The sequence below is a fragment of the Microbacterium sp. MAH-37 genome, from assembly GCF_009758255.1.
Lineage (GTDB): Bacteria > Actinomycetota > Actinomycetes > Actinomycetales > Microbacteriaceae > Microbacterium.
Window position 1 is genome coordinate 53,136 of record NZ_WSEN01000010.1, and the last position, 14,054, is coordinate 67,189.

The 14,054-nt window shown below is 69.2% G+C and carries 12 protein-coding genes; 2 read left to right on the forward strand and 10 right to left on the reverse strand.

What is annotated here, in order from left to right:
• Positions 1-5: 5 nt before the first annotated feature.
• The 3 genes from narJ to GON06_RS14595 are packed head-to-tail and all read right to left on the reverse strand — an operon-like array spanning position 6 to position 6,135.
• Positions 6-770 (reverse strand): nitrate reductase molybdenum cofactor assembly chaperone, encoded by a 765-nt coding sequence (gene narJ / locus GON06_RS14585; RefSeq protein ID WP_157313056.1) that lies wholly within the window; start codon positions 768-770, stop codon positions 6-8.
• Positions 767-2,416 carry a nitrate reductase subunit beta gene (gene narH / locus GON06_RS14590; RefSeq protein WP_157313057.1) on the reverse strand — a complete coding sequence of 550 codons (1,650 nt, stop codon included), beginning with the start codon at positions 2,414-2,416 and terminating at the stop codon, positions 767-769. Before narH ends, narJ begins: the two co-directional genes overlap by 4 nt.
• Positions 2,413-6,135 carry a nitrate reductase subunit alpha gene (locus GON06_RS14595; protein WP_198346717.1) on the reverse strand — a complete coding sequence of 1,241 codons (3,723 nt, stop codon included), beginning with the start codon at positions 6,133-6,135 and terminating at the stop codon, positions 2,413-2,415. Before GON06_RS14595 ends, narH begins: the two co-directional genes overlap by 4 nt.
• A 189-nt stretch (positions 6,136-6,324) precedes the next feature.
• On the opposite strand from GON06_RS14595, the gene GON06_RS14600 reads away from it, so the two are divergent.
• Positions 6,325-7,548: an MFS transporter gene (locus GON06_RS14600; protein WP_157313058.1), complete on the forward strand. Its 1,224-nt coding sequence runs from the start codon at positions 6,325-6,327 to the stop codon at positions 7,546-7,548.
• A 142-nt stretch (positions 7,549-7,690) separates the two neighbouring features.
• Here the strand turns inward: GON06_RS14600 and GON06_RS14605 are convergent, their stop codons facing one another.
• Positions 7,691-8,734, reverse strand: coding sequence for a cytochrome P450 (locus GON06_RS14605; RefSeq protein WP_232528503.1), 1,044 nt, complete (start codon positions 8,732-8,734; stop codon positions 7,691-7,693).
• A 416-nt stretch (positions 8,735-9,150) separates the two neighbouring features.
• Here GON06_RS14605 and radA point away from each other — a divergent pair, with 416 nt between their 5' ends.
• The gene (gene radA, locus GON06_RS14610; protein WP_157313059.1) at positions 9,151-10,518 is read left to right on the forward strand and encodes a DNA repair protein RadA; all 1,368 of its coding nucleotides are present in this window, start codon (positions 9,151-9,153) and stop codon (positions 10,516-10,518) included.
• Here radA and GON06_RS14615 read toward each other — a convergent pair whose 3' ends face one another.
• The 6 genes from GON06_RS14615 to GON06_RS14640 form a co-directional block, all read right to left on the reverse strand.
• Positions 10,519-10,767, reverse strand: a complete 249-nt coding sequence (locus GON06_RS14615) for a hypothetical protein (RefSeq protein ID WP_332837594.1) — start codon at positions 10,765-10,767, stop codon at positions 10,519-10,521.
• Positions 10,764-11,168, reverse strand: a complete 405-nt coding sequence (locus GON06_RS14620; protein WP_157313060.1) for an SseB family protein — start codon at positions 11,166-11,168, stop codon at positions 10,764-10,766. The genes GON06_RS14615 and GON06_RS14620 overlap by 4 nt, the downstream gene beginning before the upstream one ends.
• A gap of 256 nt (positions 11,169-11,424) precedes the next feature.
• Positions 11,425-12,078 (reverse strand): hypothetical protein, encoded by a 654-nt coding sequence (locus tag GON06_RS14625; protein WP_157313061.1) that lies wholly within the window; start codon positions 12,076-12,078, stop codon positions 11,425-11,427.
• A gap of 9 nt (positions 12,079-12,087) precedes the next feature.
• Positions 12,088-12,591, reverse strand: a complete 504-nt coding sequence (locus tag GON06_RS14630; RefSeq protein ID WP_332837595.1) for an amino-acid N-acetyltransferase — start codon at positions 12,589-12,591, stop codon at positions 12,088-12,090.
• 115 nt (positions 12,592-12,706) lie between these two features.
• Positions 12,707-13,507 carry an SDR family NAD(P)-dependent oxidoreductase gene (locus GON06_RS14635; protein WP_157313063.1) on the reverse strand — a complete coding sequence of 267 codons (801 nt, stop codon included), beginning with the start codon at positions 13,505-13,507 and terminating at the stop codon, positions 12,707-12,709.
• A 2-nt stretch (positions 13,508-13,509) separates the two neighbouring features.
• Complete coding sequence (locus tag GON06_RS14640; protein WP_157313064.1) at positions 13,510-14,013, reverse strand: MarR family winged helix-turn-helix transcriptional regulator; 504 nt, start codon at positions 14,011-14,013, stop codon at positions 13,510-13,512.
• Between the last annotated feature and the right edge of the window lie 41 nt (positions 14,014-14,054).

Consider the following 14,054-nt stretch of genomic DNA (forward strand, 5'->3'; position numbering starts at 1 on the left):
CACGATCACACCCCCTGATTCGAGACCGACCGGAAGGCCGGCATGGGCAGACTGAGGCCGACCGTCTCGGTCGGCGGGCCTTCGTTGACCAGCGCGAGCACCCGCTCCTGGGTGCGCTGATCCACCTTCGGCAGTGACAGCGTCACCGCGCGCACCACCAGCGCCCACGGACTGTCCATGCCCTCGAGTGCCGCGCGCAGCACCTCGATGCCCTCGCGGTGCGCGGTCAGCAGGGCGCTCGCCACCTCGGAGTCCGAACGTGCCGAGAACTCCAGCACCGCCGGCAGGTAGTCGGGCAGCTCCGCCGCATCGAACTCCCACCCCGCCGCGCGGTACGCGTCGAGGAAGGTCACCAGCGCGGTGCCGCGCCGGCGGGTGTCGCCGGTCGCGAAATAGCTCAGGTACAGCGAGCACTTCCGCTTCAGGTCGAAGGTGTTCACGTAGTCGCGCTGCCAGACGGATGCCCCGGCGTCGGATGCCCGGTCGATGAACTCCGTCAGCGGGACGGCCACGGCCGCCGGGAGACCTGCCGCGTGGGTGCGCAGCTGATCGAGCCGCGCGAACCACGCGGCATCCGGGTAGTCCAGCAGCAGCGAGGCGAGCATGTGCACGGTCCGGCGCTGCGCGCCGGTCAGCCGCACGGGGGCCAGCGCTTCGTCCGGCATCCGCCGTCGAGGCGTGACGTGCCCTTCGTCTCGTCGCTGCGCTCCGGATCCTGAGCGAGCGGAGCGAGACGAAGGGCGCTCAGGAACCGGGAGGACGGTGCTCATGTGCGGTCCTCCGGTGGGAACAGCCCGTCCGGATGCCCGTTGCCGTCCCAGTTCAGCAGGTTGACCCTGCCTCCGGTCGACGGACGATCCGCGGTCTGCCGGTCGGCGAGGGCGTGGAAATTCTCCACCGCGACCGGAACGGACTGACCGCTGGCGGCGCCGAACGGCCCTCCGCTCGCAGCACCTCCCATGCCCGGTCCGCCGTCGTAGTCGAGCGAGCAGGCCATCTCCTCGAGGTCGTGCGCCTGTTCGTAGTGCGCCGGCGGGATCACGTACCGCTCCTCGTACTTCGCGATCGCGAGCAGGCGGTACATCTCCTCGATCTCGGTGCCGGTCATGCCGACGGCCTCCGCGATGCTCTCCTCGCGCACGTCGTCGATGCTGACCCCCCTCATGTAGGAGCGCATCGCGGCGAGCTTGCGCAGCGCGGCATCCACCGGCGCGACGTCGCCCGCGGTGAACAGCTCGGCGAGGTACTCGATCGGGATGCGCAGCTTCTCGATCGCGGCGAACAGCGTGCGGGCGTCCTCGCCGTCGTTGCCCGAACCGGTGACCACGTCGACCACGGGAGACAGCGGCGGGATGTACCAGACCATCGGCATGGTGCGGTACTCGGGGTGCAACGGCAGTGCCACCTTGTACTTCTGGATGAGCTTCCAGATCGGGCTGCGCTGGGCGGCGGTGATCCAGTCCTCGGCGATGCCGTCCCGGCGCGCCGCCTCGATGACCGCTGGATCGTTCGGGTCGAGCAGCACCGAGCGCTGGGCCTCGAGCAGGTCGTGCTCGTTCTCGGTCGCTGCGGCCTCGGCCACGCGGTCCGCGTCGTACAGCACCAGGCCCAGGTAGCGCAGTCGGCCCACGCAGGTCTCGGAGCACACGGTCGGCAGCCCGACCTCGATGCGCGGATAGCACATGGTGCACTTCTCGGCCTTGCCGGTCTTGTGGTTGAAGTAGACCTTCTTGTACGGGCATCCGCTCACGCACATCCGCCAGCCGCGGCAGGCGTCCTGGTCGACGAGCACGATGCCGTCCTCGGCCCGCTTGTACATCGCGCCGGAGGGGCACGACGCCACGCAGGAGGGGTTCAGACAGTGCTCGCAGATGCGCGGGAGGTAGAACATGAAGGCCTTCTCGAACTCGGCCGAGACCTCCTGGCTCATCTTCTGCAGGATGGGGTCGTCCTGCATGGTCTCGATCGACCCGCCCAGGTCGTCGTCCCAGTTCGCGGACCACTCGATCTTCATGTCCTTCCCGGTGATCAGGCTCTTCGGCCGGGCCACCGGGGTGTGCTGCTCACCGCTGGGGGCGTTCACGAGCATGTCGTAGTCGTAGGTCCACGGCTCGTAGTAGTCCTCCATGCCCGGCAGCTTCGGGTTCGAGAAGATGCGCGCGATCTTCGCGAGGCGTCCGCCCGAGCGCAGCCGCAGCCGGCCGCGCTTGTCGCGCACCCAGCCGCCCTGCCACTTCTCCTGGTCCTCGTACCCGCGCGGGTACCCAAGGCCGGGGCGGGTCTCGACGTTGTTGAACCAGACGTACTCGACGCCGGTGCGGTTCGTCCACGCCTGCTTGCACGTGACGGAACAGGTGTGGCAGCCGATGCACTTGTCGAGGTTCATCACCATCGACATCTGCGCCATGACTCTCATCGGTACTGCACCTCCTGGTTGCGGCGACGGATGGTCGTCACCTCGTCACGCTGGTTCCCGGTGGGGCCGAGGTAGTTGAACGCCCAGGCGAGCTGCGCGTACCCGCCGATGAGGTGACTCGGCTTGAGCAGGATCCTCGTCAGCGAGTTGTGGATGCCGCCGCGCTGGCCGCTCATCTCGGAGATCGGCACATCCACCGTGCGGTCCTTCGCGTGGTACATGTACACCGTTCCCTCCGGCATCCGGTGCGACACGTTGGCCCGCGCGACCACGACGCCGTTGCGGTTGTACGACTCGATCCAGTCGTTGTCGCGGACCCCGATCTTCGCGGCGTCCTGCGGACTCATCCAGATCGTGGGGCCGCCTCGCGAGAGCGACAGCATGAACAGGTTGTCCTGGTACTCGGAGTGGATCGACCACTTCGAGTGCGGCGTCAGGTAGCGCACGTGCACCTCGGTGTGCGTGCTCTTCCCGGGCACCACATCGCCGAACAGACGATGCATGTCCAGCGGCGGCCGGTAGATCGGCAGCGACTCGCCCAGCTCATCCATCCAGTCGTGGTCGAGGTAGAAGTGCTGCCGGCCGGTGAGCGTGTGCCAGGGCTTGAGATGCTCGACGTTGATCGCGAACGCCGTGTAGCGCCGCCCGCCGTGCTCCGACCCCGACCACTCCGGCGAGGTGATGACGCTGCGCGGTTGCACCGACACATCCTGGAAGGTGAGGTGCGTGCCCTCGTGCTCGTCGGCGAGGAAGGCCATCTCCTGGCCGGTGTGCTTCTCCAGCGCCTTGAACCCCTGCACGGCCAGTCGGCCGTTGCTGGTGCCCGACATCGCCAGGATCATCTCACAGGCGCGCTGATCGCTGTCCAGCCGAACAGACCCGGCGTACGGCCCCGACTCGACGGCGCCGTTCACGCGCTTCAGCCGCTCGATCTCGGGCTCGGCGTGGTACGTGATGCCCTTCGTCGTGAGACCGAGCTTCTCAGTCAGCGGGCCCAGGGCCTTCCATCGCTCGGCGAGGTTCGGGTAGTCGCGCTCGACGACGACCAGCTTCGGCATGGTCACGCCGGGCACCCGCGGCAGGTCCTCCACCCGGCCGTGCGGCGTCGCCATCACGTCGGGGGTGTCGTGCTGCAGGGGCGCGGCCACGATGTCCTTGCGCACTCCGAGGTGGGTGCGCGCCAGCTCGCTGAACTTCTCCGCCAGCAGACGGAAGTACTCGAAGTCGGTCTTCGTCTGCCACGGCGGTGCGATGGCCGGGTTGAACGCGTGGATGAACGGATGCATGTCGGTGGACGACAGGTCGTACTTCTCGTACCACGTGGCAGCCGGCAGCACGATGTCGCTGAACAGCGTGGTGCTGGTCATGCGGAAGTCGGCCGTCATCAGCAGATCGAGCTTGCCCTCTGGCGCCTTGTCGCGCCAGGTCATGTTCACCGGACGCGAGTCCGGCGCCGCTTCGGATGCCCGGACCGCGGCATCCGTGCCGAGCAGGTGCTTGAGGAAGTACTCGTTGCCCTTGCCGGACGAGCCGAGCACGTTGGCCCGCCAGATGTTCATGACGCGCGGGAAGTTCTCCGGCGCATCCGGGTCCTCCACGGCGAAGCGCAGGGACCCCTCGTTCAGGCTGTCCACGACGTGCTGCGCGGGCTCCTTGCCCGCCGCCTCGGCCTCGTCGACAAGGTCGAGCGGGTTGCGATCGAAGGTCGGGTAGCTCGGCATCCAGCCGCGTTGCACAGACTCCACCAGGCAGTCCGCCGTGGTGCGGCCCTCGAAACGGCCGAGGCCCAGTGGGGATGCCAGCTGGTCGGCAGGCAGGCCGTCGTAGCGCCACTGGTCGGTGGCGAGGTAGAAGAACGCGGTGCCGATGGTGTGCCGCGGCGGGCGCCCCCAGTCGGCGGCGGCCGCGTACTGCTGGTAGCCCGTGATCGGACGCACCTTCTCCTGGCCGACGTAGTGCGCCCAGCCGCCGCCGTTCACGCCCTGGCATCCGGTCATGGTCGTCAGCGCCAGGAACGTGCGGTAGATGGTGTCGGAGTGGAACCAGTGGTTGGTTCCCGCACCCATCAGGATCATCGACCGGCCGCCGGAGCGGTCGGCATTGTCGGCGAACTCGCGGGCCACGCGGATCGCCTGCGCAGCCGGCACCGAGGTGTGCTCCTCCTGCCAGGCCGGCGTGCCGGGGCTGGCCGCATCGTCGTAGCCGGTGGGCCACTCACCGGGGATGCCCTCCCGGCCCACGCCGTACTGCGCGAGCATCAGGTCGAACACCGTGGTGACGGTCTTGCCCGCGATCCGACGGGTCGGGACGCCTCGCACGACCACGCCGGAACCGCCCGCGTGCTCCTGCCCCGGCTCAGGGTCGAGGTCGAACCGCGGCAGCCGCACCTCAGCGGCATCCCCCGCCCAGCTCGCGAGGTCAGTGACCGACAGCGGCGGGACCACGTCGCCCAGGTCGAGGTTCCAGCGCCCCTCGTCCTCGGGGCTGAAGCGGTGGCCGAGCGAGCCGTTCGGCACGACGGCATTGCCCGCGGCATCCATCAGCACCGGTTTGAAGTCCGCGCGCGACTGCGCGGCGGTGTCGCCGCCGAGGTCGGACGCCGTGACGAACTTGCCCGGCACCAGGCCGCCGTCGCGCTGCTCGAGCTCGACGAGGAACGGCGCGTCGGTGTACCGGCGCATGTAGTCCTGGAAGCGCTCGGTGCGCTTCTCGACGAAGTGCTCCCGCAGGATGACGTGGCCCATGGCGAGGGCGAGCGCCGCATCCGTTCCGGGGTGCGGAGCCATCCACTCATCGGCGAACTTCGTGTTGTCGGTGTAGTCCGGAGAGACGGTGACGACCTTCTGGCCGCGGTAGCGGGCCTCGGTCATGAAGTGCGCGTCCGGCGTGCGGGTGACGGGGACGTTCGAGCCCCACATCATCAGGTAGCCGGCGTTCCACCAGTCGGCCGACTCCGGGACATCCGTCTGGTCGCCGAACACCTGAGGGCTGGCGACCGGCAGGTCGGCGTACCAGTCGTAGAACGACAGCATCGTGCCACCGATGAGGTTGATGAACCGGGACCCGGCACCGTGCGAGACCATCGACATCGCCGGGATCGGCGAGAAGCCGGCGACACGGTCGGGCCCGTACTGCTTGACCGTGTACACGTGCGCGGCGGCGGCGATCTCCATCACCTCGTCCCAGGTGGTGCGCACCAGACCGCCCTTGCCGCGGACGCGCTTGTACTTCCGGGCCTTCTCCTGATCCTCGACGATCGACGCCCAGGCGTCGACAGGATCCGGATGCTGTGCCTTGGCCTGCCGGTACAGCTGGGCGAGCGTGTCACGGATGTAGGGGTAGCGGACCCGCGTGGGCGAGTAGGTGTACCAGCTGAACGCCGCGCCACGGGGGCAGCCTCGCGGCTCGTACTCCGGGGAGTCCGGGCCGACGCTCGGATAGTCGGTCTGCTGCGCCTCCCACGTGATGATGCCGTCCTTGACGTACACCTTCCACGAGCAGGATCCGGTGCAGTTCACGCCGTGCGTGGAGCGGACCACCTTGTCGTGCGACCACCGGTCCCGGTAGAACACGTCGCCCGACCTGCCGCCCTCGAGGAACACCGCTCGAAGGTCTTCGGAGACCTCGCCGGGGCGGAGGAACCGCCCCATGTTCAGCAGGGCGTCCGCGAGGGCCCCGTCTGTCGCAGGTTCACTCTCGGTGCGCATGGCGGGGGTCATCGCTGCTCCTTCTCCCGGGGAGGTCACGCTGTACTCAGCATCCTGCCCGCGGCCCAAGATCGTGGCAAGGGCTCACCGGTTTTATTCCCACGCCGGACTTTTCACCCCGGTTAGACACGGTGGAAGTGGTGGTGCGGTGGTCCCGGCCCCGCTACTCTCTGGCACAAGACCTCGGGAAGGGACTCCTCGATGAGCGCGCAATCCACGACTGTGCCGTCCACCGAAACATCGCTCAAGGGCGGATTCACCCAGGTGGTCCTCGCCACGCTGGCCTCCACGGTCGGGTTCTGGGCGTGGATGGCGATCGCCCCGCTGCAGAAGACCTACGCCACCGAGATGGGGCTGGACGAGGGCCAGATCTCGCTGATGCTCGCCACCCCGGTGCTCGTCGGCGCGCTCGGCCGCATCGTCGTCGGAGCGATGACCGACCGGTTCGGCGGGCGCAAGATGTTCACGTTCGTGCTGCTGCTCTCGATCCCCGCGGTGCTGCTGGTGGCGCTGGCCGGATCGATCAAGAGCTTCCCGCTGCTGCTGATCGCCGGTTTCTACCTCGGCGTCGCCGGCACGATCTTCGCGGTGGGCGTGCCTTTCTCGAGCGCCTGGTTCCCGCCGGAGCGTCGCGGATTCGCGAACGGCGTGTTCGGCATGGGCATGATCGGCACCGCGGTGTCGGCGTTCTTCACGCCGCGCCTCGCCGAGGCCATCGGATACTTCCCGACCCACCTGCTCATCGCGGCGCTGCTGCTGCTGATGGCGGTGCTGAGCTGGTTCTTCCTGCGGGAGTCGCCGGCCTGGCAGGCGAACGACGCCAAGCTGATCCCGAAGGTGATCGGCGCGCTGAAGCTGCCGGTGACCTGGGAGATGTCGTTCCTGTACGGCATCGTGTTCGGCGGGTTCGTGGCGTTCTCGACCTTCCTGCCGAAGTACCTCACCACGATCTATCCCGACGAGGTCGACGCGGTGGGTGCCGGCACCCGCACCGCGCTGTTCGCGGTCGCCGCGGTGATCGCCCGGCCGATCGGCGGTGTGCTGGCCGACAGGTTCGGGCCGAAGGTGATCGCGCTGATCTCGCTCGGCGGCATCGTGACGCTGGCGTACGTGGTGGGCCAGCAGCCGCCGGAGGGCATCGTCACCGGCGCCACCTTCATCATGATGGCGGCAGCGATGGGCCTCGGCATGGGTGCGGTGTTCGCGTGGATCGGACCGTCGACCCCGAAGGACAAGGTCGGCGCGGTCAGCGGTGTCGTCGCCGCCGCCGGCGGCCTCGGTGGCTACTTCCCGCCGCTGGTCATGGGTGCCACCTACAACGCCGAGACGAACTCGTACCAGCTGGGCCTGTGGTTCCTGGTGCTGGTCGGCGCGTTCGCGCTGGTCGTCGCCGGCATGCTGAAGGACGTCGGCAAGAAGAAGTAAGGCGGGGCTGGCCGCCCGCGGCATCCGTCCGCGAGATCCACGCGAGTTTCCTGCGGGACCCCGAGTTCTGCGTGAGACCCCAGTTCTGCACATGGGTCTCACGCAGAGGTCGGGGTCTCGCGCGGGTCTCGCGCCGGTCTCGTCAGCGCAGCACGACGTGCACGGTGCGCCAGCCGCCGATCGGCGCGTCGTGCGGCACGGGCGGATGCTCCGGAGCGGGCTCCATCACGGTCGTGGCGCGCAGCAGCTCGACGAGCACCGCGCGCAGTTCGGTGAGCGAGAGATCACGCCCGGGGCACACGTGCGGGCCGATGCCGAAGACGAGGTTGTCCGCGGCGTGCGCCTCGGGGGCGAAGGCGTCCGAGAAGACGCCGGGGTCGCGATTCGCGACGGCCCAGTCCAGCAGCACGGTCGCGCCCTGCGGCAGCTCCTGGCCGCTCGCGGTGGTGACGGGGCAGGTCGTGACGCGGCGGTTCGCCACGAACGGATCCTCGATGCGCAGGCACTCGTCCAGGATGGCGTCGACCTCGGCCCGCCGTTCCGGATCGTCGCCGATGTCCCGCATCCGCTGCTGCAGCGCGGGGTCGTCGGCGAGCCGGCGGACGACGACCCCCACGCAGCGGGCCAGCGACCCCAGGTCGCCGGCGGTCCAATTGCGCAGGATCGAGACGATCTCCGGTTCGGTCAGCCGGCGCCCTCGCACATGCTCGTCGGCGAGGCGCGCCGTGACCGTCCCCGGTCGCGCCCGGTGCAGTTCATGGCGGACGATCTCGTCGAACGCTGCGGCGACGTCTGCGTTGCGCTCCAGGTCCGGTTGCCGCACGGCGGCGTAGTTCTCCGCCATCCACATCCGCAGCTCGTCCTCGACGACCTCCGGCCAGCCCAGCCAGCGGCACTGCGCGCGCACGGCGAACACCTCACCGAGCTCGGCGATGATCTCGACCGGCTCGTCGCGGGCGAGTTCCCGCACGGCTTCGTCCGCCACGTCGGTGAGCATCGGCTCGAGGGCGGCGACTGCCTCCGGCGTCAGGTACTTCTCGATCACCGCGCGGAAGGCAGCGTGCTCGGCGCCGTCCATGCCGTTCGGCACGTGCAGGTGCGTGGAGGTGCGGCTCGAGAACCGCTCCGGATCGGTCGCCGCCGCGACCACGTCGGCGTGCCGTTCCAGCCTGATCGCTCCGGTCATGCCCCCACTATCCCCGCCCGCGCCGCCGCGCGCCAGCATCCGTCCCGTGCGCAGCCGCATGTCGCGAGGTCAGATATCGCGCCAGGATGCCGCGCCAGCAGGCTCGAGCACAGGCGCATGCGCTCGCTCTCCAGAAGCACCGGGCCCCTACCTCCCTCCCAGAGGCCATGCGCCTCCCCCGACGCATCAGCGGGACGGGATGATCCCGGAGCGAACCTTGGGAGGGGCCGCCAGGAGGGACGGGCTTGCCCGGCCCTCCTGGCGGAGGGTCCCACCGCGAGAGCGAAGGGATCATCCCGTCCCGCGCCCCGGACCTACTCCCGTCCTGTTCCCCCGTCCTTCGTCTCACTCGCTTCGCTCCCTCGCTCAGGACCCGGTTTCCCCGACATGTCCAATCCCCCGGATAGCCTTACGACATGGCATCCAAGCGCTCCGCTCCCCCCGCTTTCGCCTGCACCGAGTGCGGGTGGACGACGGCGAAGTGGGTGGGTCGCTGCGGCGAGTGCCAGCAGTGGGGCACGGTGATCGAGCAGGCCGCGCAGACCGGCATCCTGCGCCGGGTCGACGCGGTGGCGCCGACGGCGGCGCGGGCCGCGCGCCCGATCACGCAGATCACCACGACGGATGCTCCGCGCCGCTCCAGCGGCGTGGGCGAGTTCGACCGGGTGCTCGGCGGCGGCATCGTGCCCGGCGCCGCGATCCTGCTCAGCGGCGAGCCCGGTGTGGGCAAGTCGACTCTGCTGCTCGAAGTCGCCGCACGTGCGGCCCGCGGTGGCCGCCGGGTGCTGTACGCCAGCGCCGAGGAGTCCGCCGCACAGGTCCGGCTGCGCGCCGAGCGCACCGGCGCCCTGCACGACGAGCTCTATCTCGCCAGCGAGACCGATCTGGCCACGATCCTCGGCCACATCGACGAGGTGCAGCCCCAACTCGTGATCGTCGACTCCGTGCAGACCGTGTCGTCGTCGCTGTCGGACGGCGCGGCCGGCATGCCCGGTCAGGTGCGCGAGGTGGCCTCCACGCTCATCCGGGTCGCCAAGGAGCGCGACCTGCCGATCGTCATCGTCGGGCACGTCACGAAAGACGGTCAGGTCGCCGGCCCGCGGATGCTGGAGCACCTGGTCGACGTCGTGTGTCACTTCGAGGGCGACCGGCAGACGTCCCTGCGATTCATCCGCGCTCTGAAGAACCGCTTCGGCCCCACCGACGAGGTCGGATGCTTCGAGATGACGGGCAGCGGCATCGCCGAGGTGCCCGACCCGAGCGGCCTGTTCCTGTCTCAGGGCGCAGCTGAGCCCGGCACCTGCGTGGCGATCTCGCTCGAGGGGCGCCGCGCGCTCCCCGTCGAGGTGCAGGCGCTGACGATCGCGGCGAAGGGCCCGAACCCGCGCCGCGTCGTGCACGGCCTGGACTCGTCGCGCGTGGCGATGGTGCTCGCGATCCTGGAGCGGCGAGCGGGCATCAAAGCCGGCGAGGTCGACGTGTACGTGTCGACGGTCGGCGGGGTGCGCTTCACCGAACCGGCAGCAGATCTGGCGATCGCGATCGCCGTGGCGGGCTCGATCCAGCAGTTCTCCGTGCCGCGGACGGTCGCCGCCGTGGGAGAGCTCTCACTGGCGGGAGAGGTCCGTCCCGTCACGCAGGCAGCGCAGCGGCGCTCGGAGGCCACACGGCTGGGCTACGAGCAGGTCATCGACGACCGGTCGAAGTCCCTGCGCGCCGCGCTGACCGATGTGCGGTCGCGGGCGGCCTCCCGTCGGAGCGAGGACGAGATCCCGGCGTTCTGATCAGGAGCGATCCGCACGCGGATCGCTCGGCCCGCCGCGCGTGCCCTTGTGCGCCTCCTCGATGATGCGCACGTCGTGCACGGTCACCGTCTCGGCCATGAGCAGATCGAGGGAGGTGAGGAACAGTTCTCCGATCTGCTCGACCGTGGCATCCGGCCCGGGCAGATCGACGCGGAATCCCTGTGCCTGCAGGCCACCGCCGTTCGAGAAGGTGACTTCGGCGTCGAAGACGGCTCGGTAGGGGCTCACGCGTTCAGCGCCCTGAGCAGCTCATCCGGCGGAGCCTGCATCGGGTGCGGCCCCGCGATGTCGAGGAACACGGTCGTGATGCGCTCGCGATGCGTGGTGAGGAACGCCTTCAGCCAGGCCGCCGAGTAGATGCCGACTCCGGGCGGAAGGTTCGCCGGCTTGTTCTTCGCGTCACTGAACAGCAGCAGCGCGATCTCGCCGGTGTTCTGGTCGCGGTAGGTCCACACCTCGCCGCCGTCGAGCGGATTGTCCCTGGCGCCGGGCCGGATCAACGGCACGATCGTGGTGCCGTTGCGCAGCGCGAGAGCCACCGCAGCCATGTCCTGCTTCTCGAGCGCCTGCGCGAGCGCCTCGGAGCGGAACTCCTCGGGCGCCGGCTTCTTCCGACCCTTCTTCGCCATGCATCCAGCTTATGGGCGGCGGCGGGCGGGAAAGAGATGGGGCCCTCTCGAATCCTCCATTGGGGACTGGGGTACTCGAGAGGGCCCTCGCGGTCTTGATCAAGCCGATGTCGAAGCGCTGGGGACACTTATATCGACGCCACTGGGGATGGCATGTCCGGCTTGAATGAATCTCAAGACCACGGTTAATGGTATCCCAAACATCGGACGTCGTCACCCCTTCTGCAGGAGTTTCTCCACTCCGTCCAAAGGCTGCTCAGTAGAGCAGGATCTGCTCGGACTGGGCGCTGTCGAACCCGCCGATCGACACCGACACGTGGTACGAGGCGCCGCCGCCGGGGGCCTTCGGCCGGTTCTTGTCTCCGCAGGTGTTCACCGAGGACCGCGTGCGGTCCCAGACCACCGGCTGCGCGCTGTCCACGCTCTGCCCCGCCTTGAGCGTGACGATCATGTCGCTGGGGTCCTTCTGGCAGTCGGTCGACCGCCACCAGACGTCACTGCCACTGGAGACCGTGAACTTCTGCGTCGTCGACCCCACGTTGATCGTGCAGTCCTTGGCGCCGGTGTTCTTCAGGCGGATGGACAGTTGCGGGTTCTGCCCGGCGGCATAGGTCGAGGCATCCGTCAGCGCGTCGACCGTGACATCCGCGGCCGTGCACGCGACGATGATCGGCGTCTCGCCCGGCGTGGGCTCGACCTTCGGCGCGTCGCCGCTGGGGGAGGGAGATGCATCCACCTCGACAGAGGCGGACGTCGACGGCGAGGGGCCCGCCTTCGCATCCGCCTTCTTCGACCAGGGCTGTGCGATCGCGAGCCATACGCCGCCGCCGATCGCGGCGATCAGCACGATCGCCAGGAGGATGACGACGAGTCGCCGGCGTCGGTACACGGCGGCGGATTGGCGGGGCATGGTTACAGGCTAATTGAGCCGCTTGAGCATCCTCGTGTTGCCGAGCGTGTTGGGCTTGACGTGCGCGAGGTCGAGGAACTCCTCGACGCCGGCGTCGCCGGAGCGCAGCAGCTGGGAGTACACGTCGGCGTCGACGACCTGCTCTCCGATCGGCTCGAAGCCGCGGCGCGTGAAGAACTCGGTCTCGAAGGTGAGGCAGAACAGGCGTGACAGCCCGAGCGCGCGGGCATTCGCCTCCAGCTGCTCGACGATGCCGCGGCCGACGCCGTGGTGCAGCCAGTCGTCGCGGACGAGCAGCGTGCGCACCTCGCCGAGGTCCTCCCACATCACGTGCAGTGCACCGCATCCGATCAGTTCGCCGTCGGCCTCGGCGACGACGAACTCCTGCACGGCGCCGTAGAGCACGGCGAGGTCCTTGCCGAGCAGGATGCGCTGGTCCACGAGCGGCTCGAGCAGGCGATGGATGCCGAGGACGTCGCCGCTGCGCGCCGACCGGACCGCGTAATCACTCACGGATCCAGGGTACGCCGTGCGCAACTTCGGATGCCGCGCGCGAAACGCCGGGCGGATGCGGCATCCGCCCGGCGTTTCGGGGGGTGCGCTCCGAACTCGCGCACACGGGAAGAGGTCAGCTCGGGTCGTTCCAGGACCAGATGTCGTCGCCGCGCAGCGTGGCGTCGGCTCCGCCGTCGTCGTAGATGACCTGACCGGCCATGTGCGTGTTCTCGACGCTGGTCAGCCAGATCAGCAGGTTGGCAATCGACTCCGGCGGCTGGTGGCTGTTCAGCGGCATCGGCACGCTGGCGTCGACCATCGCGCGCCCCTCCTCGGTGGCGAGCAGCGGGGCCGTCATCGGCGTGATCACGGTACCCGGGGCCACGGCGTTCAGCGGGATGTGCGCGCCTGCCCAGGCCGGGGTGATCGACTCACGGCGCACCCAGCGCGCCAGTGCGCGCTTGGACGACGGGTACACGGCGTATCCGACCTCGGGCCCCTGTGCGGCAAGGCCTTCGGCGATCTCGACGGCCATCGCCTCGTCACCCGCGAGCGCCGCCTCGACCATCTCGGGCGAGTTCGGCTGCAGCGATGCCATCGACGACACGACGGCCGCACGCGGAGCATCCGACTTCGCCAGCGCCGGAAGCAGAGCTTCGAGCAGCTCGGTCACGCCGAAGTAGTTCACCGAGATCGTCTTCGCGATCGGTGCCGAGATGCCTGCGCAGGCGATCACGGCGTCGACCGTGCCGCCGGCGAGCTCGGTCGCCGCCGCGGCGGCATCCTTGCGCCCGTGCGAGGTGGACAGGTCCGCTTCGACGTCGGCACCTTTCAGATCGATGCCGATCACACGGTCACCACGGTCGCGCAGCAGCTGCGCGGTGGTCGCACCGATGCCGGAGGCCGAGCCGGTCACGACGTAGGTACGGGTCATGTTCAATCTCCGTTCTGCGATCCGGATGCGGATCGCGCTGACCCGGGCGCGGGTTCGCGCTCGGAGGGGGAAGCGCCGAGGGCGCTGACGAAACGTGCGAGCTGCGTGGCGAAGGCTGCGGACTCGGCCGGCGACCACCCGGTCAGCGCGCCGGTGACCATGACGATGCCCTGGTCCACCAGTCGCGTGTGCACCTCGATGCCCTGAGGCGACAGCTGGACGATGCTGGCCCTGCGATCGGCGGGATCGGGAACGCGTTCGATGTATCCGGCGGCGGCGAGCCTGTTCAGCTGCTTGGTCGCAGTGGGGCGCGAGATGCGCAGGGCTGCTGCGAGGTCGCTGGCCCGCGACGGCCCCTCCAGGCCGAGCATGTACAGCGGCGGCAGATCGACAGGATCGACCTGCACGCCGGCATCGGCGGCGACAGCCGCCTGTGTGCCTGCGGACGACCACCGCGCCATCAGGTGGGTGAGCGACGCCAGCAGGATCTGCTCCGGACTGCTCATATTGGCATCTTACGCCATTTAGTTGCCCCAGGCAATCACTT

Coding starts and splice junctions, on each gene's coding strand:
- GON06_RS14625 (WP_157313061.1), bottom strand. CDS start 12,078: ATGCCCCGCCAATCCGCCGCCGTGTACCGACGCCGGCGACTCGTCGTC.
- narH (WP_157313057.1), bottom strand. CDS start 2,416: ATGAGAGTCATGGCGCAGATGTCGATGGTGATGAACCTCGACAAGTGC.
- GON06_RS14600 (WP_157313058.1), top strand. CDS start 6,325: ATGAGCGCGCAATCCACGACTGTGCCGTCCACCGAAACATCGCTCAAG.
- GON06_RS14620 (WP_157313060.1), bottom strand. CDS start 11,168: ATGGCGAAGAAGGGTCGGAAGAAGCCGGCGCCCGAGGAGTTCCGCTCC.
- GON06_RS14605 (WP_232528503.1), bottom strand. CDS start 8,734: ATGACCGGAGCGATCAGGCTGGAACGGCACGCCGACGTGGTCGCGGCG.
- GON06_RS14640 (WP_157313064.1), bottom strand. CDS start 14,013: ATGAGCAGTCCGGAGCAGATCCTGCTGGCGTCGCTCACCCACCTGATG.
- GON06_RS14595 (WP_198346717.1), bottom strand. CDS start 6,135: ATGACCCCCGCCATGCGCACCGAGAGTGAACCTGCGACAGACGGGGCC.
- GON06_RS14635 (WP_157313063.1), bottom strand. CDS start 13,507: ATGACCCGTACCTACGTCGTGACCGGCTCGGCCTCCGGCATCGGTGCG.
- narJ (WP_157313056.1), bottom strand. CDS start 770: ATGAGCACCGTCCTCCCGGTTCCTGAGCGCCCTTCGTCTCGCTCCGCT.
- radA (WP_157313059.1), top strand. CDS start 9,151: ATGGCATCCAAGCGCTCCGCTCCCCCCGCTTTCGCCTGCACCGAGTGC.